The sequence below is a fragment of the Flavobacterium sp. GSB-24 genome, assembly GCF_027924665.1.
Taxonomy (GTDB): domain Bacteria; phylum Bacteroidota; class Bacteroidia; order Flavobacteriales; family Flavobacteriaceae; genus Flavobacterium.
Genome location: NZ_AP027043.1, coordinates 5238264 through 5262800, shown reverse-complemented (window position 1 = coordinate 5262800; position 24537 = coordinate 5238264). Strand labels below are relative to the sequence as shown.

The window sequence follows — 24537 nt, the reverse complement described above, 5'->3', positions numbered from 1 at the left end:
ATGTTCGGATTTAGCTTTGTCAAAGCTGCAGACTTTGACAAAGCTTGGAATTACTTTTTCGGAGCTGGTTTTCCTGTTTTTGTAGTAATAATGACAACTCCTTTTTTTCCTTTTTCACCATATTTTGAAGTGGCTTCAAGGTCTTGTAAAATGGTTATAGTTTTAATGTCTTGTTTGTCCAAGGGCGCGTAAGGACTCGTTGGATTATTTCCAAATAAATCATTTTCAGAATAATAAATGCCGTCGATAATGTACAATGGCTCGTCTAGAACAACGAGCGAATCTACATTTTCTGGATTTAGATTCGGAAGTTCATTTCGCATCATTTTATCTTTTTTAGCCTCGTCGCTATGCGCCATTGCGTTTCCGTTAAAAATAACAAGTGGAGCACTTTTCTTAGCTCTTGGAGTACTTTTTTCAGCAAAAGCGACTTTCGCAGATTCTCTTTGCGGACTCCTTAAATAAGCCGATTCTGAAGAAAACTCTTTTTTAGAAATAATGTTATCGTCTTCTTCAATTGATTCTTGTACTACAGGCGCAGCAACTACAACAGCATCTGCTGCAATTTTTGGTGCTGGTGCAGCTTGTAGCAATTCTGTATTTGGTGCAATTGTTTCCTCAATAGCGACTCTTTCTTTATTTTTAATATGATTTTCTAAAATTTTATCGGCTTCTTCGTTTGAAACAATTCCAGAATCCGAAGAAGGTTCTGTACTTTTTTGATTTAAAGCAGGTTCTTGCGATTCTACTTTTTCAGTTTCCTGAATAACTACTTTAGGAGTTTCTTGTACGGCATTTTTATCTGTATGTAAAAATTGAACAGCTAAAGAAATTAGTAAAAGAAGAGAAGCTGCAATGGCGATTTTTTTCCATAAAGCAATTGTTTTTTTATCTTCTTTTTTGTCTAGTTTTTCTTCAACACGTGCCCAGACTTTTTCCATTGCGGGAAAGTCTTTGAATTCCGCATTTTGCGAAGCTTCTTTTATTTTATCGAATAATTTATCTTGATTGTCCATGACTATTTTGCTTTTTGATAATACAGTTTATTAACCAGTTCTTTCAATTTGGTCTTAGCGGCGTTCAATTGTGATTTTGAAGTGCCTTCGGAGATCTTCAGCATTTCGGCTATTTCTTTATGAGAGAAACCTTCAATGGCAAAAAGGTTAAAAACAGTTTTACAGCCGTCTGGAATATGGTTTAATAAATTGAGTAAATCTTCTTCTTCCAATGTATTTAATTCATCAACAGAAGGTTGAGAAATTAGTTTTACATCGTCGAGATACATGTTGAAATTAGTTGCTTTTCGAATTGCCGCCAAACAATGATTTACGGTTATCCTTCTGGCCCAGGCTTCAAAAGCATATGCTTCTTTTAGTTGGTCGAGTTTGGTAAAAATCGTAAAGAAAGAATCGGCAAGTGCTTCTTCAATTTCCTCTTCCTTTTTTAGGTATCGTTTGCAAAGGCGATACAATTTGGGCGCCATGTATTCGTACACCTCACGCTGTGCATCGCGGTGCATTTTTTTACAGTTTGCTATTTGAGTCTCGTTTATCACAATTGTTGTCTTTCTTATATAGAGAGATAAAAAGATAAAAAGGTTGGGACGATGATGAATTTTTTTTTAAAGGTTCAAAGTTACAGAGATTCAAAGTTACAAAGGTTTGTCGTAGAGACGCACAGCAGTGCGTCTAAAGTCCTGTAAATCCGCAATTTTTAATGGAGTAAAATATTTATTCTCCCAAACAAATATCATTATAAAATTCTACAATTTCTTTAATATCTTCAAAAACCCATTTATCGCCTTTTAATTTTTTGACGATAAAATCGCAGTCAGCGAAAAATTTGGAAGTGTTTTTCCTCCACGCGTTTATAATACCGCAGTTTAAACAAGTTGGATATTTGTCTTTTGGCTTCTTTATGTAATAAAATGTAGAAGGTTCGCTTATATTAGAATTTGATAAATGTTGTTGGGCTTGCGGACCTAATTGTGTTTTTAAAGTTGGGCTTAAGGTATTATCAGGCCGATCATCGTACGGATTATAAATCATGTCTGTAAGACTAAAATCTGAGCCTACTTTTTTATATAAAGTCGCTTCACCTTTAGTAATAATTTCTACCAATTTTGGTTTGTCTAAAGAATTCAGCTTTACATATTCAAAAGTTCTTGTGGCTCCAAAATCAAGGAAAGTAATTTTTTTTACATACTCTTCATCCCAGCTGTCAGATTTGTCATCCTGCGAAACTTTAAATTTTATTTTATTGAATTTTAATGAAGCAAAACCTTCTATAGAATCACCATCTTTAAAGTAAATTATAGCTTGTGTTTGAGAATAGCTTTTAAGGCTGATAAGAATTAGGATGATGAATTTGTAAAGTTGTTTCATTCGTGAGTTTTGATTTCATGAAATATTTATCGTAGAGGCGTGTAAATCAGTGTGTCTCTACATTTAATCTGCTAACCGAAATACTTTGTGTTTCTTTGTGTAAATCTTTGCGAATCTCTGCGGTAAAATATTACACAGAGATTCGCAAAGATTTACGCAAAGTAAAAAGTGCATTTAAATTTGAGCTATAGATTACTTCGCGATCTGAAATTTTGAATTTCCAACCTGCCACAATGCAAAAGCAAACATATCAGCACTATCATTATAAGTTACATCCAGATCGTTAGAAAAATGTCCGTTTGCATAATTTACGTGTAATAATATTGGTCTGTCAGAACTATTGTAATTTTGTAAAACAGCAGCAAATTTTCCAGGTTCCCAAGAAGCTACTCGTGCATCGTTAATTCCAGTATGAACCAAAACAGCAGGATATTTTTGTCCCTTTTTAACTTTGCTTTGCGAATCCATTTCTAGGATATTTTTAAAATCTTCTTCATTTTTTAAAGAACCAATTTCTGGAATTTGATTCGGACCGTTTGGAGTTGTTTCCATTCGCAAAGTATTAGTGCATCCAACTTCAATAATAGCAACTTTAAAAAGATCAGGACGTTCTGTAATTGCTCTTCCAATTAAGATACCGCCCATACTTGCACCATTTCCAATAAGTTTATCTGCCGAAGTATATTTTTCTTTGATCAAATATTCAGAACAAGCAATAAAATCTTTCCAAGTATTAGGTTTCGTCGCTTTTTGACCTCCTTTATGCCAATTTGCTCCTTTTTCTCCACCACCTCTAACGTGTGCAAAAGCAATTACAGTATTTTGCTCCAGCAATGCCATCAAATCATCGCCAATATAATAGGGTGTTCTGCTTGATCCGTAAGCGCCATAACCACTAATATAGCAAGGAGTAGAGCCGTCCATTTTAATGTTTTTGGGATAAATAATAGATAACGGAACCATTACGCCATCATGACTTGCTATTTCAACTTCTTTTACACTATACTGTTTTGAAAAGTCAGGATAATTGCCGCTTGCAATAAATTGTTTTGATTTTTCTAAATGGCCAGTTGAGCCATTAAAAGAATAAGTTGTAGATGGCGCGATCCAGCCATTGTAAAAAAATAAGAGATTATCATTTTCACGAGAATTTAAAGCATAACCTCCATTTGAACCTTTTGGAAGAGCGATTACTTTAGTTTCGAATGTTTTTGGATTAATTTGATATTTATCCTGTACAATTCCGTCACTTAAAGTATAATAAATGAAGTTTTTAGATTTCTGTATTCTTCGTAATACTTTATTGCTCTCTGGAATTATAATTTTAGCATTATCAATATTTGGATTTTTAATGTCTGTTAATCCTATTTTATAATTGGGCGCATTTTTATGCGAAAGAAAGAAAAATTGGTCTCCAATTATTTGATAGCTTGTGATCTCATCTTCGTATTTAATAAGCGGTTTCCAATTTATTTTAGGATTATTAAGTTCTGAATAAGGAGCATAGAATGCTAATATTTCGCTTTTTGTAGATCCGATTTCTAAAATTATGTATGAATAATTGTCTGAGAATGCAACATCAGGAAACTGCTCAGCAAGAAGATTCAAGTTGGGATTGTTTTCTTTTGATGCCAGTATTTTATCGGTCTCCGGATTAGTGCCAATAACGTGAAGTAAAGATTTCATGTGTTTTAGAAAATCATCACTTTTACTATCATTGGTACTCATTTTGGTATAAGTGATCGCTTTGCTGTCAGGGGTAAATTCAAAACTAAATTCACTCCAGACTGGATTTAAATTGTCTGGAAGAAAAGTTTTAGATTCAATATCCATAATTCGGAGATCACAAACTTCAGCACCATCTTGAGATAATGTAACCGCTAATTTTTTCTGATCTGGACTAATATTGAAACTCGTAATCGTTGCATCTTTTTTATAAGTATTCGGGTCTAATAATAAAACCTCGGTTCCGTTTAAACCTTTACGGATATATAATTTATCAATGCTTTCTCCTTTTTTCTTTTTGGTGTAATAATAATTGTCTCCTAATTGTTTTACGTAAGTATAATCATCTCCTGCCAATGCACTAATTTCCTTCATTCTATTGAAAAGAGCATTACGGCCAGAGATTTTTTTTATGACAGAATTGGTAAAATCGCTTTGATCTTTAAACCATTTTTGCACTTCTGGTTTTTTCATATCTTCCAGCCAACGGTAAGAATCTGTGATTTTTGTTCCGTAATAATTATCTACTACAGGATGTTCAGGTGTTGAAGGATATTGATATTGAGCCTGTGATATTTGACTGGTAATAAAAACTAAAAGAGCGAAAGCGGTTTTTCTGATCATTATTTTTTTATGTTTATAATTATTACTTATGGTTTGTTATATAGTCAAAGACTCAATAAACAGGAAATTACTATGTTATTTAGCCGGAATTGTCAATTTGTATATTTTTGTTTCCAAAAGATCGGTGTCATTATCCTCGCAAAGCAAAAACTCGATTTTATTGTTTTCTTTTTTATAGAAAGTTAAGCCTTCAAATTTATTGGTTGAGGTTATTTTTTGAGTAAAATCTATTTTCATCGTTTTAATGTCAATTCTGCCAATGAAACTTCCTAAGATTTCTCCGTCATCATAAGTTGATTTGGTATCTTCTGCTGTTGAAAGGAAATAGATTTTATCATCAACCAAAATGGCATCGGTAAAGCTGGAACGAACACCTTTTATTTTTGGAAGTTTGTAATTGACAGAAATTAGAGCAAATTCTTCTCCAAGGTTTTTCGCGTGAATCGTAAAAATGGTGTTTTTATTAGAAATTCCATTTCCTCGGTTGAATAAATACCAGTTTTCGCCATCGAAAATAGCGCCTTCCAAATTGAAATCTTCTGGTTTTATTGAACCGAAATTCTGCATTACGGCATACAAATCAACTAAATTGTTTTTTTGTAAAACAGTTTTGGACTTCAAATCAAATTCGATCATTCTGTTTCGGTTTTCGGTTGAACCAGAACCAAAAACATAAAGTGTATCGTTATGATGCGTTAGCGATTCAAAATCGGGTTTTAAGTTTTTCGGAATATTTTGCGACGGATTGTCAATTAACGCATGCTGGTTCAATTGCTGATTCTGCATATTGTATTCGTATAAGAATCCGCTGTTGTCGCCAATGACATAAAGTGCATCATTATTATAAAATAAACCTGATGCCGAACCGATGCCTATGATTTGAAATAATATTTCTAATGTGAATTTTTCCATGGAAAATGTGTTTTGAAAACTTTTGTGTGATAAAAATAAATTTATTTTAAAATTAGTTTTTAAATCTAAAACTCTTTAAGATTTAAGTAGATAATTAGATTTTCAATCTGTTCTCCTAAATTACAATCATATGATTTTTCTTTTTCTAATAAGATTTTTTCAGGACTATAAAAATGGTATGGAAATACTTCAATATGATATGGACCGAGGTCATCGTTTAAATGATTATAGTTGTTTCTTACTTTTAACAATTCTCTAAGTAAGTTATCCGAATTCTTAATATTTAAAAAAAGTTCGTATTCATCCATAATGTAATGCGATCTCTTCTCCTTATTTAGATTGAAAGCCTCTAACCCCCATCTTTTAAGCATTTCAATTGTTTCAATATTTCCGAAATAATAGGCTAAAATTAACTGATTTATTATAGCCAAACATGTACGTATTTGAATATTCACATTCCAGCTTAATTGAATATAACCAATACGCCTAATTTTAATTTCTTCTAAGTTAAGTAAATAAGCTTCAAAGAGATTTATTGTATTTTCTCTCAATGCATCAGAAATAAAATAAGAAATTTTATTTGCAACAAGTAAAGGGTTATTTATTTTATCAATAGTAGTAATAAAGTTTTCTATATCTTCATGTGTTAATTTTTTCATTTTAAATTTTTATAACTTTAATCAAAATAATCCAATGAATAGCAAATTGGATAGTTATCGGAATTCGTAAAAGTAGTATATTTATTATAAATAAAAACGGGAAAAAATATGAAGTCAATAGACCCAAAAGATTTTAAAGTTACAGATGAAATAAAATTAAAGAAGCTTCCGACATTACTAAATGTTGATGCGGATGATGACGAAAAAGAAGAGAAACTAGATAAAGTTCAGGCAAAATTAAGTGATTTGCAGGATGTTATGTATGCGCACAATAAGTACGCGGTTTTAATCTGTCTGCAAGGAATGGATACTTCTGGAAAAGACAGTTTGATTCGGGAAGTTTTTAAAGAATTTAATCCGCGCGGGGTAGTGGTGCATAGTTTTAAAACACCAAATTCAACCGAATTGGAACACGATTATTTATGGCGACATTACATTGCTTTGCCCGAAAAAGGGAAATTTGCCATTTTTAACAGAACGCATTACGAAAATGTTTTGGTAACGAGAGTGCATCCAGAATTTATTTTGGCAGAGAATTTACCAGGAATTAATTCGGTTGATGATATTAAACCGAAATTTTGGAAAAACAGAATTGAACAAATCAATAATTTCGAAAAACATATTGCAGAAAACGGAACTATCGTTATGAAGTTCTTTCTGCACTTGAGTAAAGAAGAACAAAAGAATCGTTTACTGCGCCGTTTGGAAGAAGGAAAGCATAATTGGAAATTTTCGCCAGGCGACCTTAAAGAACGCGAACATTGGGATGAGTATCAGCAATATTATGAAGAAGCCATTAATCAAACATCGAAAGGACATGCGCCTTGGTATGTAATTCCTGCAGATGATAAAGATATGGCGCGTTATATTGTAGCTAAAATAATTTGGGAAGAAATGAAACAATATACCGATATTAAAGAACCGGAACTTGATGAAAAAATTAAAGCCAACTTTGAGCTTTATAAAAAACAGCTGGAAAAAGAGTCTTAAAACAAGACTTTTTTTTGTTTTAAGATTTAGGATATTGTTTAAAAATCCGTTGGTCAAAACAATAATGTAGTTCATCAAACTAATTTTAATAGTGCTTGAGGTTTGTGGTACTTTGCATCAAATTAATAAATCTATTATCATGAACATCTACAAAATGTTATTATTGACCGCTATTTTTTTATTGGGTAGTGGGCTGGGACATTTTTTCTTATAACGTCACATTTTATAACGGAACCCTAAATACAGCAGAGAATCTTTTTGGTTCTTTGCTGTTCCTTTACAAAATATAGGGTTAATTTTGAATATAAATTTTCTTGTAAATTATTTAGATGATTATAAATTATAAAAATAGGCATTGGATATTTTTAGTCTTTTTTTGGTGCTTATTAGGAATTACGATCTGGGCGCAAATGATCGAAGATTACGATTTTTTGTCTGCGACTATTCAGGCTGTTTTAGTTTTGGTTTGTTCTGCGGTTTTAGCTCATATTTTGAGTGATGTTATATTGCCCAAAGCACTCAAAAAAAATAAAATGAACTGGTTTGCAGTACAAAGCGTTGTCGTTGTACTGCTTTTGTCATTTTGTCTTGCCTTGATTTATACTGTTTTTTCAGATCCGATTTCAAGAAGCACAGCATTTCCTGAAGAAGTAAATTTGGATTTTCTTCATTTTTTGTGGGCAAGATTTTGTGGCAGCATTCCGGCAGCTATTTTAATTAACGGTACTGCTTGCGGGCTTCGGTTTTATCAGGAGCATAATGTTATCGAAAGAAATCATGCGCAGTTACAGCAAGTTCATTTAGAAGCACAAATCAAGATTCTACAAGATCAGATAAATCCGCATTTAATGTTCAATGTTTTGAATCATATTCATATTCTGATGCAGAGCAATGTACAATTGGCATCGGTTTTATTGGTTCAGTTTTCGGATATTTTGCGTTATCAATTGTATGAATGCAATAAAGAATATGTGCCATTGCATCTTGAAATTAAATATTTGAAAGATTTAATAGCTGTTGAAGAAACCCGCTGGGGAAATGAATTGGAAGTAAAAAGCAAATGGAATATAGAGGACGGACAGCTGCAAATTGTCCCGCTGCTTTTGGTTCCGTTGATCGAAAATGCTTTTAAACATGTTTCCCGACTTCCAAATGAAAAAGGATACGTGCACTTGTCTTGCGAACAGATAAACCATCAGTTAATTTTTAAAATAGAAAATTCACACACAGAACACTATAAAATTCCTTCTAAAAGTCAGGGATTGGGACTTGAAAATGTACAGAAAAGGCTGGCGATTCAATATCCAGAAAAACATCAATTTAATATCAATAAAACAGATTCTGACTTTACCGTTACAGTAGCTTTAGATTTAAAATGATATTTTCTTGCCACAGATTATAAGATTAAAAGGATTTTTAAATTAAACAAACAAGGCAATTTGCTATATCTGCCAAATCTGCGTGAACTTTAAAAAAACACAACCTGAAACAAAGAAAACCTGAAACAAAAAACTATGAACATGAAATGCCTCGTTATAGACGATGAACCTATTGCCAGAAAAGGAATTGTAGACTTTATTTCTAAAATTGATTTTCTGGAAATTTCAGGTACCTGTGCTTCGGCATTAGAAGCGACTTCGTATCTTCAGGAAAGGCAAATCGATTTGATGTTTCTGGATATCAATATGCCTTATCTTTCTGGATTGGAATTTTTAGAATCATTAGAAAAACCACCTTTAGTGATCTTTACAACAGCCTATTCAGAACATGCATTAGAGGGTTATCGTCTTCAGATTGTAGATTATTTGTTAAAACCTATAACTTTTCAACGCTTTTATCAGGCTTCTTTAAAAGCTAGACAGTGGCATCAGATGATTAATTCTCCAAAACAAAATCAATTGGATCCGTTTTTATATGTGCGCCAAGAAGAAGGTTTTCAAAAAATCTCATGGGTCGATATTTTATACATAGAAGGAATGCAAAATTATGCCAAACTTCATTTTAAAGATAAGGTTCTTGTCATTCATCAGACTATGATTTCACTGGAAGAAACACTTCCAGCAGAAATTTTCTTTAGAATCCATAAATCCTTTCTTGTCAATATTACCCATATAGATTCTGTTTCCGGCGGGCGATTATTTATAAAAGGACAAGAACTACCTATTTCAAGAACACGCCGAGAGGCATTATTGAAAGAGGTAGTCTATAAAAATTTATTAAGCAGATAGCTCTAGAATTTCCATTTTAGAGCTATTGCTCCATAAAAAGTAGTGGTGAATTTTGGATCGGCTATATCTTTCTCTTTAAAAATATCCTTAATTTTTCGGTTAGTGGTAGAAAAATTACGGACAAGCGTGGTTCCTGCAGTAGGTTCTAAAGTCCAGTGTTCGCCAAACGTAAGCTGTGGACGTAAACCTGCTATAATTTGCTGATATCCTAACAATGAGGATTTATTTCCAATTTTGGTTTCTGCTGTCATTCCGCTTAATTCTACAACAGCTTTTAAATCGAAATTATCAGACATTCTGTAACCTACTTCTGCACCCTCTGGAAAGGTAATTTTAAAATGTAAAGCACCTCTGGATTCCCAGTTAAAATATATTCCAGGAAGAACCATTGGCACACCAAAACTATTGGTTAAAACTGGTCCAACACCCAAAGCCAGATTCGGGTTAAATTGTTTAATAAAAAGCACTCCACCTTGTATCAGGACATCATCTTTGGTGATTTCGACCATATCTGTATAGATACCCGCAGAAGCCATGATTAATAAAGACCACGAAGGAGATATAGATCGTATGTGCTTTATACCAAGCTGAGTGTTTAGTAATTCATTCGGAAATCCTCCCCGATATTCTACTGGAAGATCTTGAATGTTGTAGTTTCTGTTTTGCATTTTGGCGTAACTTCCATTTACAAAAATAGACCAAAGTCTCGGGTGATTGTATTGGTCCATTTTTAAAGAAAGCGGTACTTCAAAGGCAATTTGCGCCCGCTTAAAATTACTTTCCGCATTTGTTTTTGTACTGTCTATTGGCCGTACATATTTAGAAAAAGGAACGTAATCGACTTTAAATTCACCTGAAATTCCTGATTGAGATCGTGCAGCAAGACTAACTAGTAAAAAAAGGAAAAGCTGCGAGAGATAAAAAACTGTTTTGTTCATGATTTGATTAATTTTTCTGCGAATTACCGCGATCTAAATCAATCTTAAAAAATCATTTGACTAATGGCACTTTTGTTTTGACCAATGGTAGAAAATAAAAAACCCGACAGACTATGCGATCTGTCGGGTTTTTACCAAAAACAAAATAATAAATTAAACCTATTTCTTAAAGTTTAAAACCGTATGCAACACGTAATGCTACTTGGTTGGTTCTAAAATCATGATAATCTTCGTAACGAACACTTAAGTCAATATATTTATTAGCGTAACCAATTCCTGGCGACCATAAAAAAGTAGTGTTGTTGTAACCATTTGTTACTGCAAAACCAGCACCAAGTTCTCCTAGTACATAAAATTGATCTTTTAAAACAAAGGCTTTAAAACCTGCTTTAGCCGGAATAAATCCTAGATCTTTTATGTCATTTCCAGCGGCATCTTTTTTGCCGTTAAATAAATTAGTAAATCCTGTTGTTAAGGTTAATGATGTTTTTTTAGAAAGGTCATATTGTAAACGAACGTCTCCACCAAGAGCCCAGTCGTAATCGTTATCTGTTGGAAGTCCTCCATTTACTCCAAATCCTAATCTAAATCCTTGATCGTAATTTGTTGCTTCTGTTTCTTGAGCGAAAGTTGTGTTAGAGAATAAAAAAGCAAAAGCAGCTAGGCAAATAATCTGTAATTTTTTCATGGCTTATAATTTTGAATTATTAATGATGTAAAAGTAAAATAGAGCACTTTTGAGCTTGTTATATAATTTTTAAAAATCGTTATATAATATTATGGTATACTTATTTTACCCTTAATAAAGGCTTATATTTTTATTAATAGGATAGAATTCGAAGCTTCTGATTATCTTTGCCGACTAAAATTGATTACAAGTGAATTTAAAGCAGTACACCAGAGAGTTTTCGTATAATTTGAGACTGGCATACCCTATTATTCTGGGAATGGTTGGCCATACTTTAATTGGTATAGTAGATAATATTATGGTAGGTAAATTAGGAAGTACAGAACTTGCCGCGGTTTCTCTAGGTAACAGTATGATTTTCATCGCGATGTCTCTTGGAATTGGATTTTCGACAGCAATTACACCAATTGTTGCTGAAGGAGATGCAGAGAAAAATGACAACAAAATTCGTTCTGCATTTCATCACGGTTTATTTCTTTGTACTATTTTAGGATTAGTTCTTTTTGGTGTCATTATGTTTGCAAAACCAATTATGGAATTATTGGAACAGCCTGCAGATGTAATTGTATTAGCAAAACCATATCTAGGCTGGGTTGCTTTTTCGTTGATTCCATTAATAATGTATCAAGGATATAAACAGTTTGCAGACGGAATGTCGATGACTAAATATTCAATGTATGCAATGGTAATGGCAAACGTTCTTCACGTGGGAATTAATTATGTTTTGATTTACGGAATTTGGATTTTTCCAAAAATGGGAATTATCGGAGCGGCGCTTGGTACCGTAATTTCGAGAATCTTTCTAGTTATGTTCATGCATATCATGCTTTCACGAAGAAATGATTTAAAACGATTTTTCAAAAACTTTAGTTTCGACGAAATTAAAAAAGCAACCATTAAAAAGATTATCAGTATCGGATTTCCTTCGGCTATGCAGATGCTTTTTGAAGTGGTTTTGTTTACGGCTTCTATCTGGCTTTGTGGTAATATTGGTAAAACGAGTCAGGCGGCCAATCAAATTGCTTTGAGTCTTGCATCAATGACTTTTATGTTTGCAATGGGATTAAGTGTTACTTCGATGATTCGAGTGAGCAACCAAAGAGGTTTAATGGATTATAAAAAACTTATCGTTGTAGCGAGATCTATTTTCCTGCTTGCCATTATCTTAGAAACTGTTTTTGCTATATTCTTTATCATTTTTCATAATTACTTGCCCTATATCTTTTTGAATATGGAAAACACAGGACAGATTTTGGACAATGAAGAAGTAATCAGTATAGCTTCAAAATTGCTTTTAATTGCAGCTGTTTTTCAAATTTCTGACGGAATTCAGGTTGTGGTTTTGGGCGCTTTACGCGGATTGCAGGATGTAAAAATCCCAATGTATATTACGTTTGTTGCGTATTGGGTTATTGGTTTTCCAATTTCTTATTATTTAGGAGAGCATACCGAATTAAAAGCTCAGGGAGTTTGGATAGGACTTTTGGCAGGTTTGACAGCCGCAGCGCTTTTTCTGTATATTCGCTTTCATTACTTAACTAGAAAATTAAATAATAATTCAGTTTCAAATAATTAAATTTGAATGCCAAAAAACAGTGACAGCAAAATAAATAACAATTAATAAAACAAAATAAAAATGGAATTACCTAAATTTTTACTTGGAGATAATACTGATTTCCCAGACGATATTTTTATCATTCACCTTGATTACCCAAGATTTATTATCAATTTAAAAGATGATGAGGTAGAATTTTTAGAGGAACCAGAAGATCTAGATGAAGCTGAGTTGAATGCAGAAATGGAAAGCTTGATCGAAAAAGCAAATGATTTTTACGATCGTGAAGTAAACCGTTACGAAGAGTAGGGAAGTAGCTTTGCTTCTTACGAAACACTTTAGCTAAATATCTAAATTATCTAATGAAAAAATTAAGTTTTTTAAAGCCTATATTTAACTTTATAGCAATCGGATTATTGATTACTACTTTAAGCCGAATCTTTTTATTTTTTCTTTTTAAAGAAAGAGTAGAGCAAACACCAAATTTCTGGTACATTTTTCCAATCGGTTTGCGAATGGATTTGATTTTACTTTGTTATTTGTCTTTTCTGCCTGCTGTTTTAATTACATTTCTGCCAAATAAATGGCTGAAATTTACCAATAAGTTCTTGGTAATCTATAGTTTCTTATTTCTGTTTCTAATTCTTTTTGTGGAGTTAGCTTCTCCAGATTTTGTAAAACAGTATGATACACGTCCGAATAAGATTTTCTTAGATTATTTAATTTACCCAAAAGAAGTTGTCGGAATGCTTTTAAAAAGTTATTTGACTTCTATAATTGTTACTTTCCTGATTTTAGGAGTTGTAATTTATTTTGCCTTCAAAAAAGGAAAAAAATATTTTCACACCACAAGTACAGAGTATAAATTCAAATTAATGGTTTTTCCATTACTAGCTTTTTTATTGTTTTTTGGAGCACGTTCAAGTTTAACTTCAAAGCGTCCGATTAATGCTAGTAATGCTGTTTTCTCGACAGATCAGTTAACCAATACTTTAGGATTAAATTCATTTTATACCGTTGCTTTTGCGGCCTATTCTATTAAAAATGAAGGAAACACTAAAATGTATGGTAAAATGGATGAAGCCGAAGCGATTGCACGTGTAAAAAAATACATGATTGCCGGTCCAAATGATTTTACCGATGCTGAAATTCCATTTTTGCATGTACAGCAGCCAGATTCTGTTTTGAAAAAACCTTATAATTTGGTGATTTTCCTGCAGGAAAGTTTAGGCGCAGAATATGTTGGAATCTTAGGCGGAAAACCTTTGACACCAGAATTTGACAAATTATCTAAAGAGGGAACATTATTCACCAATTTATATTGTACAGGAACCAGAAGTGTTCGCGGAATAGAAGCCGTTGTAACTGGATTTTTACCTTCGCCTTCTGAAAGTGTCGTAAAACTTGGAAACTCACAGCAAGGGTTTTTTACACTTGCCGAGGCTTTAAAACAAAAAGGTTACGATACGAGTTTCATTTATGGAGGAATGGCGAATTTTGACAATATGGCTTCGTTTTTCAACGGAAATGGTTTTCAAGATATTGTAGATCAGGAAGATTTTGAATCTGATGGAAACAAATATGCTTTTAAAGGAACTTGGGGCTATTCTGATGAAGATTTGGTAACTAAAGCGAATCAGTATTTCAAATCAAAAGGAAATAAACCATTTTTCTCTTTAATGTTCTCAACTTCAAATCATGAACCATTTGAATATCCAGCAGGAAGAATTAAACCTTACGATAAAAAAGCGGCGACGGTAAACAACGCCATGAAATATGCTGATTTCTCAATTGGAAAATTCTTCGAAATGGCTAAAAAAGAAGATTATTTTAAAAACACCATTTTCATTGTAATTGCTGACCATAATACAAGAACTTACGGAAAAAATTTAGTACCAATAAATAAATTCCATATTCCTGCATTTATTATGGGACCTGGAGTTCCGAAAGGAGCAGTTTATAATAGATTAGCAAGCCAGATTGATATTCCGCCTACATTGTTAAGTTACTTAGGGCTTCCGTTTGAAACACCAATGGTAGGAAGAAATTTAAGCAAATTAGATCCTAAAGTACAAGGAAGATCTATTATGCAGTTTAATGACATCAACGCATTTAGGGTAGAAAATCAAGTTGTAATTATGCAGCCAAATCTAAAACCTTTGCAGTTTGAGATTAAAAATGACACCACTTTAATCCCTGTAAAACTAAACGAGGAATTGGCAAAAGATGCTTTGGCACATGTTATTACGGCTGGGAATTTGTATAAGGAGAGTAAGTATAAATTAAGGCGCTAAGATTCTAAGATACTAAGGTTCTAAGTTTTTTATATACTGTCAGTTTGATCAGAGAACTGCAGAGCATTCCGACTTTGCTCAATGTGACAAAACTAGACAATTTCCTAAATTAAAATCTTAGCAACTTAGTATCTTAGTCACTTAGAATCTTTAGAAAAATACAATTTCAATAAATCAGAAGCAGCTGCAAAAGGTGAAATTTCATTTTTTTGCACTGCTTTTTTGGTTTCTTCTAAAAGTGAAATAATTTCTGGCTGATTATAGAAGTTTTGTTTTAATTGTTCGTTGATGGTTTCCATCATCCAGAAATGATTTTGGTCATTTCTTTTTTCGTCGAAAAATCCGCTTTCTTTAGTTAATTCAAAATATTCAGAAATAGTATTCCAAACTTCAGGAATGCCATCTTTTGTCAGCGAGCTGCAAGTAGTAACTTTTGGCTGCCAATTTGATTTTTTTGGTGGAAACAAATGCAAAGCTCTATTGAATTCAAGTTTTGCCTGATTTGCTTTTTTGATATTATCTCCATCCGCTTTATTGATGACAATTGCATCTGCCATTTCCATAATACCGCGTTTGATACCTTGAAGTTCATCGCCGGCACCAGAAATTTTTAAAAGCAAAAAGAAATCAACCATACTGTGAACGGCAGTTTCGCTTTGGCCAACACCAACAGTTTCTATAATAATAGTATCAAAACCTGCAGCTTCGCAAAGAATAATTGTTTCTCTCGTTTTACGCGCGACACCGCCTAAAGTTTCCCCAGAAGCGCTTGGTCTTATAAAAGCATTTTCATCTTTAACCAATTCTTCCATTCGGGTTTTATCTCCTAAAATACTGCCGTGTGAAAGCGAACTGCTTGGGTCGACTGCTAATACGGCTACTTTTTTTCCTAACTCAGTAAGTTGTTTTCCGAAAGCTTCAATAAAAGTACTTTTTCCAACGCCGGGAACACCTGTAATTCCTATTCGGATAGATTTATTCGCATGTTGTAAGCAGCCTTGAACAACTGCACTGGCTTTTTCAAAATGATCTGGATTTGTACTTTCGATTAAAGTTATAGCACGGCTTAAAGAAGTTCTGCTACCATCTAAAATTCCTTTAATTAATTCCTCAGAAGAAGGCTGTTGTCTGCGTTTGCTTTTAATTTGATTGATAGCCGAAACATTGGTGATTTCAGGAGGTGAAATTCCAGCTTTTTCAGTAATGCTGTTCGACTGTTTCTTTAAACTTGACAAAATACTTTTTTAATATTGTAAAAGTACAGAAAACAAAAACAGTTTCAAAAAGTTAGTTTGCCACGAATTACACGAATTATCACTAATTTGTTATGCTTAAAACTGCTTTGTATAAAAAACAATTCGTGAAAACTCGTGTAATTCGGGGCTAAAAAAAAATTAGTAACCAGCTGTAAATCTAACTTGATGATGTTTTGGATTTTCTGCTTCATCAGCGATAACAACTGCTAAATCTTCTACAGATAAAATACTTCTTTGTTCGTCGTTAAAAACTGGATTTTCTAATCCCAAACGATATTTTCCTGTTCTTCCTGTTGTAATTCCCGCATGCATTTCAAAAGCAGGACTAAAAAATGCCCAGTCTAAATCTTTTTCTTCCTTAATTACATTTAAATAATCTCTTGCCGCCGTAGCTCCTGCATAAAATTCTTTCGGAAAATCTGGAGTATCAACTGCTTGTAAACCTGGAGCTACAAGCAAACTACCGCCCCCGCCAATAGTAATAAAACGTTTTACGCCCGATTTTTTCACTGATTCCTGAATAGCTTTAGAACCTGCTAAAAAGTCATCATAGATGTTTGGGTTTGTCCATCCTGGATTGTAAGCGTTAATAATAGTATCATGACCTTTTAAGATTTCTGCCAATGCATCTACATTAAAAATATCTGCAGCAACCCAAGTTGCGTTTGCAGTATCTTTTGGAGTTCTTGCAATTGCAGTAATTTCATGTTTTCTATCTGCTAATTCGTTTAAGATTGCTGAGCCAACAAATCCTGTTGCTCCGATAAGTGCGATTTTCATAATATATAAATTTATTTAGTAATAAAAAATGTTACAGTTTTGGTTAAAAAAATAGTTGTTAAAATTGATTCGAAAAATCTTCCAACGAAATTCCTTCCAGCTGTTTGCTGACTTTTTGATTCATTTCGCTGTACAAAGCTTCCAAATGCTGATTGATGTTTTTTCCAACAGGACAATCAGGATTCGGCTGATTTTTAGCAAAACCTAAACCAATAGTCTCAAAGGTCATTTCGAATATTTGTTTTAAAGTCAGTTCAGCAGCATTAACTGCCAATTTTGTTCCGCCATTTTTTCCTTCTTTACTTTCTACAACATGATGTGCTTTTAAGTTGGCAATTTCTTTTCGAACCAAAACAGGATTTAAATTAATACTGCCCGCAATAAATTCCGATGACAAAAAATCATTTGGGAATTTATGGAGCAAAGTAAGAATGTGGATCGTTATGGCAAATTTACCTGAAATCATACTGTAATAAAATATGTTACAAATATAAGTGGCTTTTTTGAAATAAAAAAAGTTTTAACTAAAAATTAATTTTTGGCAGTTAAAAGTCACTTAACCAGTTAAAAACAAAAAAGATGCACATCATTAAATTGAATGATGCGCATTTTCCTGATTGACTATTTTGATTTTTGATTATTCCTAATAGAAGAAAAATATACCCAAAGTATAAAAAGAAGTTGCATTGGTATTCTAAGCCATAAATAGGAAAGGCCTTTGCCTGTATAGTCTGCAGTTTGTAAATTGATATTATTACTAGCCGCATAAATGTTAGCTGGAAGTAGCAGTATAAAAAATAAAATAAGCAAATTTCCGGTAAGCACTTTGGTACTTGGCAATAGGAGTCCAATTGCAGCGACTAATTCTATAATTCCTGTCGCCAGTACAATGGCGTTTGCCCAAGGTAAAAAAGAAATCATCATTGCCATTCCTTTCGTAAAGGCAAAATGACCTATAGCTGTAAATACTAGCATAATTGCCATGGCAACCCTTCCTGAGAATGATAGTTCAAGTCGTTTGGTTGTAAGCCAGATAATAAGTAGAGTTGCAGTAAAAGCACCAAATAATACAATTAAGGTTTCCATATCTTTTTGTTTTTATTATACAAAGTTGCACAGTAAAGAAACCTAAAACAATGAACCTGGGTTAAGAAATCCGCTTTCTAATTCGGCTTAAAGCTTGTGGAGTAATACCAATATAAGAAGCAAGGTATTTTTGAGGTATTTTTTGAATTAATTGAGGTTGCTCTGTAAATAAATTAAGGTATCGCTGTTCTGCAGAATCATTTAGTAACGACAATTCTCTTTTAGATTTTTTAAGAAATAATACTTCGCTTGCCAAACGGCCGATAGTATTACCGATTTCGGTTTTGGCATAAATATACTGAAGATCATTATAAGAGATACGCCATAATATAGTATCTGCAAGAGTTTCAATAGTATAATTTACGGGTAATCGGGTAATAAAGGAGTCGTAACCACTTGTAAATTCGCCATCAAATACAAAAGTAAAAGTGAGATCTTTATTTTCTGAAGGAATGTAATATCTAACGATTCCTTTTTCTATAAAGGAAAGGTAACTTTCAACGTGGCCAGTATGAAGAATTGCAGTTTTCTTTGAAAATTCCTGACGGATAAGTTTTGACGAAAAGATATTCCAGTCTTCATCAGAAAGTTTTACCATTCGTTCCAAATTGTCTCGTATTTGCTGCATTACTTTTTTTTAAATATTAAAAGTAACAAAAAACTTAAAGAAGTGCTATAATTTGTTCAGCATCGCAATTTATAAATTCCTATTTTTGTGCGTAAGCCCTGATATGAACAACTTTATATTAATATTTCTTTTTCTTTCGCTAGGTTTAGTTTTACAACACGTAAAACAATTTCCTACTCATATCTATAAGACACTTAATAAAATTGTTATTTATTTCTGTCTCCCTGCGATCACCTTATATCACATTCCGAAAATAAAATGGAGCAGTGAACTTTTGTTTCCAATAGGAGCAGGGTGGATTACTTATTTATTAGCCTTTGTGTTTTTTCATTTTTTAGGAAGAAGAAATGGCTGGTCTAATAAATTAATTGGGTGTTTGATTTTAACTGCTGGATTGAGTAATAGCTCTTTTCTTGGTTATCCAATTATTGAAGCTTTATTTGGAAAAAAAGGATTAGAAACGGCAGTGTTGGTCGATCAGCCTGGAACTTTTGTCGTTGTATCGACTCTTGGTGTGTTTACAGCAGCTTTTTATTCTAAAGGAAGCCCAAACGCTTTGGGAATTTTGAAAAAAATAATTCTGTTTCCGCCTTTTATCATGTTTGTTATATCATGTTTGATGAACATTTTCCAATTTGATTTAAATGAAAATATTCAATCACTGTTATTGAAAATAGGCAGTTTAGTAACGCCTTTAGCTTTGCTTTCTGTTGGTCTCCAATTAACTTTTGATCGAAAAAGCCAGCATTGGAAATTCTTGAGACTGGGACTTTTCTTTAAGTTAATTTTAGTTCCTTTCATAATCTTTGTACTATATGTTTTTATTTTTAATCAACGCTCTGAAGTTATAAAAATAACCTTAATGGAAACCGCTATGGCTCCAATGATTACGGGTGCTATTTTAGCTTCAACTTATGGTTTAAAGCCCAAATTAAGCAGTATGATGATTGGTTTCGGAATTCCAATTTCATTTGTAACTCTTGCTGTTTGGTACTTCGTTTTAAGTTTTATTTAGTTTAAAATAGTAATTATATCGAGGAAGTAGAATTTTAACTTTTTTTTAATTCTATGTTGTTTTCTCAATGTATTTTTTAGTTAATTTTAGAGGAACTAAAAAAATTAAATTATGTCAACATTAAGATTAGGCGATATAGCTCCAGATTTCCATGCAGAAACCACGCAGGGACCAATTAATTTTCATGAATGGCTGGGAGATTCTTGGGGTGTATTATTTTCGCATCCAGCAGATTTTACTCCTGTTTGTACAACTGAATTAGGAACTGTAGCGAATTATGTTCCTGAATTTACTAAAAGAAATACGAAAGTTATTGCTTTGAGTGTAGATGGTTTGGAGTCGCACAAAGAGTGGATTAAAGATATCAACGAGACTCAAAATACAGAAGTTAATTTCCCTATCATTGCCGATGAAGATAAAAAAGTAGCTAATTTATACGATATGCTTCATCCAAATGCGAGTGATAAATTTACAGTACGTTCTGTTTTTGTTATCGGACCAGACAAAAAAATCAAATTGACTTTAACGTATCCAGCTTCGACAGGAAGAAATTTTGACGAATTGCTTCGTGTTATTGATAGTCTGCAGTTAACAGCAAATTATAGTGTTGCAACACCTGCAAACTGGAAAGATGGCGAAGATGTAGTTATCGCACCTGCAATTCCAGACAGCGACATTCCAACGAAATTCCCAAAAGGACATACACCAATTAAACCTTATCTGCGTTTGACACCACAGCCGAATAAGTAGCCTAAAAGGTTCTAAGATACTAAGGCGCTAAGATGCTAAGTTTTTCTCTCGTAGAAGCTTACCATCTTAGCGCCTTAATTATATTAATAGGAAACTTAGAATCTTAGTATCTCAGAAACTTAGCCCCTCAAAAAAAACTATTTCACCGCTAATAAATCAGTCATCCTTTTTTTGTCACCAACCACCCAGAGAATATCGTTTTTCTCTAAGATTAAACTAGATTCTGGATTTAAGATACGATTTCCGTTTCGTTCGATTCCCACAACCATCCCGTCGGTTTTTGCTCTAAATTGCCCGATGCTTTTTTGAATGAATTCTTCCTGAGAAACTTCGAGCTGACGTAGTACAATATTAGTTTCTTCCACTTTTCCAGGTGCCTCAGTTTCATTCTGAGTTAAAAATTTAGTGAATTCAACAATCTGGGCATCTGTTCCAATTACGCAGATTTCATCTCCAGGAAATAGGCGTTCATTTTTTGTTGGAATTGGTATAGTAACTTCGCCTCTTTTGATATAGGCTATATTAATTCCTAATTGTTCCCTAATTTTTAATTCCTGTAACGTTTTACCAACTAAATTAGATTCTTTTTTAATTTCAAAAAAAGACATGTGACCGTCCCATGGCATTAAATTGGCATATCTTCTGTCTATTTTTTTGTTTTCGCGGTCATTAAGATTTTTCAAAAAGTGATTTTCAATTCTATGGTATTGTTCGTTCAGTTTTTTAGGGAAAATTTGATAGGCAGCAATAGCGATAATCAGCGCAACAAATGCTACTAAAGGAGAGAAGAAAATATTCAATAAAAATCCAACAAAAAATAATCCAAGGCTCATTCTAATTAAAATCAGCATTAAAAGGGCTCCACGATATTTTCGTTCTTCCCAAAGTATTTCTACTTCTTCCACTTTAACGCGTCGAAGCGATAGAGCCCATAAAAACGGCGCAATTATCACCAATGTTAGTAAGGCAGCTAAAGTATTTCCGAATCTAGTATCGGCTACTAACGGTGCTACAAATCGAGATGACAATAAAATAATAGCTGCAATAATTATAGTATGAAGAATAATTTGAGTGATTGAAGACCGCAATACAATCTGCCAAGTACTGACAGACTTAATTGCCTGTGCATTCACACTGTAGCGGTTGATATTTTTAACCCATTTTTTGGGCATTTTTGATTCTAAAAATTGAGCAAATGTTTCAGAATATTTGATTAAGAATGGAGTTGTAAAAGTTGTAACTGCCGATACTGCCACAATAATGGGGTACAAGAAATCGCTTGTTACTTTCAAAGTCATACCAAGCGTGGCAATAATAAATGAAAACTCTCCAATTTGCGCCAGACTCATTCCCGTTTGAACAGATTGTTTAAGAGGTTGACCAGAAATTAAGGCTCCTATAGAAGAACTAAATGCTTTTCCAAAAATAGTTATAAGCGTAATTAAAGCCACAGGAAGGGCGTAAGTCACTAAAGTTCCCGGATTAATCAACATTCCTACAGATACAAAGAAAACAGCACCAAATAAATCTTTTACGGGCTGAATTAAATGTTCGATTTTTTCTGCCATTGTAGTTTCAGCAATAATAGAACCCATGATAAATGCGCCTAAAGCTGGAGAAAAACCAACATTTGCAGCAAAAATAACCATCATTAAACAAAGTGCCAATGAAATTATCAAGAGCATTTCGTCTGTCATAAGATGTTTGGCTTTTTTAAAGATAGTTGGAATAATAAAAATTCCGCCTAAAAACCATATAATTAAAAAGAAAATCAATTTTAAAACCGATTGTAATAATTCACCTCCCGAAACTTGGTCGCTTACCGCAATGGTTGATAATAAAACAAGCATTAAAATGGCTACAATATCTTCCACGATTAAAGCTCCGAATACAATGCCGACGAACTTTTTACCTTTTACTCCCAATTCATCAAAAGCCCTGATAATAATAGTTGTAGACGAAATCGAAAGTGTTGCACCTAGAAAAATACTGTCCATTTTTCCCCAGCCCATCCACTGGCCAACACAGTAACCAATCAGCGTCATAAACATAATCTGGGTTATAGCGGTGATAGAAGATGTTCCGCCAACTTTCATTAGTTTCTTAAAACTAAACTCAAGTCCTAAACTAAAAAGTAAAAAAATAACCCCGATTTCTGCCCATACTTCGACACTCTTCATATCGGTTATAGAAGGAAAAAAATCAAAATGGTTTCCAGCTAAGAATCCTGCAATCAGGTATCCTAAAACTAGAGGTTGTTTCATTTTTTTAAATAATAAAACGGCAATTCCAGCAGTCATAAGGATTAATCCTAAATCACTAATTAAAGGTTGTAGGTGATGTGTACTTTCGGCCGCGGCATTTAATGCAATCATATTAAAATGTGGTATTTTTTTAAGGAGATGATCCAGCTTTTCATTACAAGCTTTTGTTCAAAAATGCCTATTTTTTTAACAGTTACAGGAGCTTCCGTTGGTCGCTCTGTACCTGCAAAAAAAATATGGCTTTTTTCACAAAAGGCTTTTCATTTCAATCTGGGCTAAACTCTGATTTAAATAAAAAAAGCTATCTCGATAAAGATAGCTTTTTTTGGTAAAATATTTTGAATTTTCTTTAGATTCCTGTGTAATTACTAGGTGTTATCTGCATTAATTCAGCCCTAACTGCATCAGAAACTTCCAAAGTAGCAATAAAATTATGAATTGCATTTTTGTCAATAGCTTCATTTGTTCTAGTCAAACCTTTAAGAGCTTCATACGGATTTGGGTAAGCTTCGCGGCGTAAAATTGTCTGAATTGCCTCAGCAACTACTGCCCAGTTTTTCTCTAAATCTTCAGCAAATTTACTTTCATTTAAAAGTAATTTGTTTAAGCCTTTTAAAGTAGCTTCAAAAGCAATAATTGTATGTCCAAACGGAACTCCGACATTACGTAAAACTGTACTGTCAGTTAAATCACGCTGTAACCTCGAGATTGGTAATTTTGCTGATAAGTGTTCAAAAATAGCATTTGCGATTCCTAAATTTCCTTCAGAATTTTCAAAATCAATCGGATTTACTTTGTGCGGCATTGCAGAAGAACCAATTTCTCCAGCTTTGATTTTTTGTTTGAAATAATCCATCGAAACATACGTCCAAATATCGCGGTCTAAATCGATGATAATTGTGTTGATTCTTTTCAAAGCATCAAAGAAAGCAGCAAAATGATCGTAATGTTCAATTTGCGTAGTTGGAAAAGAATGCTGCAAACCAAGATTAGTCTCAACAAATTTATTTCCAAATTGTTTCCAGTCAATCTGCGGGTAAGCCACATGATGCGCATTGAAGTTTCCTGTCGCACCGCCAAATTTAGCAGCAAATGGAATATTAAATAACAAACGCATCTGCTCTTCTAAACGTTCTACAAAAACCAAAAGTTCTTTTCCCAAACGGGTAGGAGAGGCAGGTTGTCCGTGTGTGCGTGCCAGCATCGGAATGTCCTTCCATTCAACGCTTAATTCCTTTAATTTAGAAATTACGGCAATTAAAGTTGGCATATAAACCTGCTCAAACGCTTCTTTTGTAGAAAGCGGAATAGCAGTATTATTAATATCTTGAGATGTTAATCCGAAGTGAATGAACTCTTTGTGTTGAGATAAACCTAATTTTTCAAAAGCATCTTTTATGAAGTACTCAACTGCTTTTACATCGTGGTTGGTTACTTTCTCTGTTTCCTTAATCCAAAGTGCATCTTCTGTAGAAAAGTTTTTGTAGATATTTCTTAAGCTGTCAAATAAACCTGAATCAATACCTTTTAATTGTGGTAAAGGAATTTCGCATAAAGCAATGAAGTATTCTACTTCAACTAATACACGATATTTTATTAAAGCTTCTTCAGAGAAAAAAGGGGCTAAATTTTGGGTTTTATTTCTATATCTTCCGTCAATTGGCGATATAGCATTCAGTTCGTTTAGAGTAGTCATTGTTATGTTGTTTTTCGAAAGGTGCAAATATAAACAGAATTTAGCGATTTGAGGTAATCAAAAAG

23 protein-coding genes are annotated in these 24537 nt (G+C 33.2%); 8 read left to right on the top strand and 15 right to left on the bottom strand.

What is annotated here, in order from left to right; all coding sequences use genetic code 11:
* Positions 1-50: 50 nt before the first annotated feature.
* From QMG60_RS22220 to QMG60_RS22195, 6 genes are all read right to left on the bottom strand, one after another.
* The gene (locus QMG60_RS22220; protein ID WP_281866459.1) at positions 51-1016 is read right to left on the bottom strand and encodes a hypothetical protein; all 966 of its coding nucleotides are present in this window, start codon (positions 1014-1016) and stop codon (positions 51-53) included.
* 2 nt (positions 1017-1018) lie between these two features.
* The gene (locus QMG60_RS22215; RefSeq protein ID WP_281866458.1) at positions 1019-1519 is read right to left on the bottom strand and encodes a sigma-70 family RNA polymerase sigma factor; all 501 of its coding nucleotides are present in this window, start codon (positions 1517-1519) and stop codon (positions 1019-1021) included.
* A 211-nt stretch (positions 1520-1730) separates the two neighbouring features.
* Entirely contained in the window at positions 1731-2384 is a 654-nt protein-coding gene (locus QMG60_RS22210) for a hypothetical protein (protein WP_281866457.1), read from the bottom strand.
* Between the two features lie 192 nt (positions 2385-2576).
* Positions 2577-4733, bottom strand: a complete 2157-nt coding sequence (locus QMG60_RS22205; RefSeq protein WP_281866456.1) for a prolyl oligopeptidase family serine peptidase — start codon at positions 4731-4733, stop codon at positions 2577-2579.
* A gap of 75 nt (positions 4734-4808) precedes the next feature.
* Positions 4809-5645 carry a hypothetical protein gene (locus QMG60_RS22200; RefSeq protein ID WP_281866455.1) on the bottom strand — a complete coding sequence of 279 codons (837 nt, stop codon included), beginning with the start codon at positions 5643-5645 and terminating at the stop codon, positions 4809-4811.
* A gap of 65 nt (positions 5646-5710) precedes the next feature.
* Positions 5711-6304 (bottom strand): hypothetical protein, encoded by a 594-nt coding sequence (locus QMG60_RS22195; protein WP_057116923.1) that lies wholly within the window; start codon positions 6302-6304, stop codon positions 5711-5713.
* Positions 6305-6412: 108 nt separating this feature from the next.
* Here QMG60_RS22195 and QMG60_RS22190 point away from each other — a divergent pair, with 108 nt between their 5' ends.
* From QMG60_RS22190 to QMG60_RS22180, 3 genes are all read left to right on the top strand, one after another.
* The gene (locus tag QMG60_RS22190; protein ID WP_281866454.1) at positions 6413-7294 is read left to right on the top strand and encodes a PPK2 family polyphosphate kinase; all 882 of its coding nucleotides are present in this window, start codon (positions 6413-6415) and stop codon (positions 7292-7294) included.
* A 410-nt stretch (positions 7295-7704) separates the two neighbouring features.
* A complete protein-coding gene (locus tag QMG60_RS22185) occupies positions 7705-8673 on the top strand; it encodes a histidine kinase (RefSeq protein ID WP_281866453.1) in 969 nt (322 codons plus the stop codon).
* A 135-nt stretch (positions 8674-8808) separates the two neighbouring features.
* Complete coding sequence (locus QMG60_RS22180) at positions 8809-9522, top strand: LytTR family DNA-binding domain-containing protein (RefSeq protein WP_281866451.1); 714 nt, start codon at positions 8809-8811, stop codon at positions 9520-9522.
* A gap of 2 nt (positions 9523-9524) precedes the next feature.
* On the opposite strand, the gene QMG60_RS22175 is transcribed toward QMG60_RS22180, so the two are convergent.
* Both QMG60_RS22175 and QMG60_RS22170 read right to left on the bottom strand, forming a co-directional pair.
* On the bottom strand, positions 9525-10460 hold the full coding sequence (locus tag QMG60_RS22175; protein WP_281866450.1) for a DUF6268 family outer membrane beta-barrel protein: 936 nt from the start codon (positions 10458-10460) through the stop codon (positions 9525-9527).
* Positions 10461-10626: 166 nt separating this feature from the next.
* Positions 10627-11148, bottom strand: a complete 522-nt coding sequence (locus QMG60_RS22170) for a hypothetical protein (protein WP_134139724.1) — start codon at positions 11146-11148, stop codon at positions 10627-10629.
* Positions 11149-11338: 190 nt separating this feature from the next.
* On the opposite strand from QMG60_RS22170, the gene QMG60_RS22165 reads away from it, so the two are divergent.
* From QMG60_RS22165 to QMG60_RS22155, 3 genes are read left to right on the top strand one after another with little or no spacing between them, the layout of a single operon-like run.
* The gene (locus tag QMG60_RS22165; RefSeq protein WP_281866449.1) at positions 11339-12724 is read left to right on the top strand and encodes an MATE family efflux transporter; all 1386 of its coding nucleotides are present in this window, start codon (positions 11339-11341) and stop codon (positions 12722-12724) included.
* Positions 12725-12784: 60 nt separating this feature from the next.
* The gene (locus QMG60_RS22160; RefSeq protein WP_057116919.1) at positions 12785-13012 is read left to right on the top strand and encodes a hypothetical protein; all 228 of its coding nucleotides are present in this window, start codon (positions 12785-12787) and stop codon (positions 13010-13012) included.
* Positions 13013-13065: 53 nt separating this feature from the next.
* Positions 13066-14997, top strand: coding sequence for an LTA synthase family protein (locus QMG60_RS22155; protein ID WP_281866448.1), 1932 nt, complete (start codon positions 13066-13068; stop codon positions 14995-14997).
* A 137-nt stretch (positions 14998-15134) separates the two neighbouring features.
* On the opposite strand, the gene meaB is transcribed toward QMG60_RS22155, so the two are convergent.
* The 5 genes from meaB to QMG60_RS22130 form a co-directional block, all read right to left on the bottom strand.
* Positions 15135-16232 carry a methylmalonyl Co-A mutase-associated GTPase MeaB gene (gene meaB / locus QMG60_RS22150; RefSeq protein WP_281866447.1) on the bottom strand — a complete coding sequence of 366 codons (1098 nt, stop codon included), beginning with the start codon at positions 16230-16232 and terminating at the stop codon, positions 15135-15137.
* Positions 16233-16391: 159 nt separating this feature from the next.
* Positions 16392-17033: an NAD(P)H-binding protein gene (locus tag QMG60_RS22145; RefSeq protein ID WP_281866446.1), complete on the bottom strand. Its 642-nt coding sequence runs from the start codon at positions 17031-17033 to the stop codon at positions 16392-16394.
* 58 nt (positions 17034-17091) lie between these two features.
* Positions 17092-17499: an Rrf2 family transcriptional regulator gene (locus QMG60_RS22140; RefSeq protein ID WP_134139730.1), complete on the bottom strand. Its 408-nt coding sequence runs from the start codon at positions 17497-17499 to the stop codon at positions 17092-17094.
* A gap of 155 nt (positions 17500-17654) precedes the next feature.
* Entirely contained in the window at positions 17655-18119 is a 465-nt protein-coding gene (locus QMG60_RS22135; RefSeq protein WP_281866445.1) for a hypothetical protein, read from the bottom strand.
* Positions 18120-18180: 61 nt separating this feature from the next.
* Positions 18181-18747 (bottom strand): Crp/Fnr family transcriptional regulator, encoded by a 567-nt coding sequence (locus tag QMG60_RS22130; RefSeq protein ID WP_057116913.1) that lies wholly within the window; start codon positions 18745-18747, stop codon positions 18181-18183.
* A 103-nt stretch (positions 18748-18850) separates the two neighbouring features.
* Here QMG60_RS22130 and QMG60_RS22125 point away from each other — a divergent pair, with 103 nt between their 5' ends.
* Both QMG60_RS22125 and QMG60_RS22120 read left to right on the top strand, forming a co-directional pair.
* A complete protein-coding gene (locus QMG60_RS22125; protein ID WP_057116912.1) occupies positions 18851-19762 on the top strand; it encodes an AEC family transporter in 912 nt (303 codons plus the stop codon).
* A gap of 111 nt (positions 19763-19873) precedes the next feature.
* Positions 19874-20512: a peroxiredoxin gene (locus tag QMG60_RS22120; RefSeq protein ID WP_281866443.1), complete on the top strand. Its 639-nt coding sequence runs from the start codon at positions 19874-19876 to the stop codon at positions 20510-20512.
* A 137-nt stretch (positions 20513-20649) separates the two neighbouring features.
* On the opposite strand, the gene QMG60_RS22115 is transcribed toward QMG60_RS22120, so the two are convergent.
* Together QMG60_RS22115 and purB are read right to left on the bottom strand one after the other, a co-directional pair.
* Positions 20650-22887 (bottom strand): cation:proton antiporter, encoded by a 2238-nt coding sequence (locus tag QMG60_RS22115; RefSeq protein ID WP_057116910.1) that lies wholly within the window; start codon positions 22885-22887, stop codon positions 20650-20652.
* Between the two features lie 238 nt (positions 22888-23125).
* A complete protein-coding gene (gene purB / locus QMG60_RS22110; RefSeq protein ID WP_134139736.1) occupies positions 23126-24472 on the bottom strand; it encodes an adenylosuccinate lyase in 1347 nt (448 codons plus the stop codon).
* Positions 24473-24537: the final 65 nt, after the last annotated feature.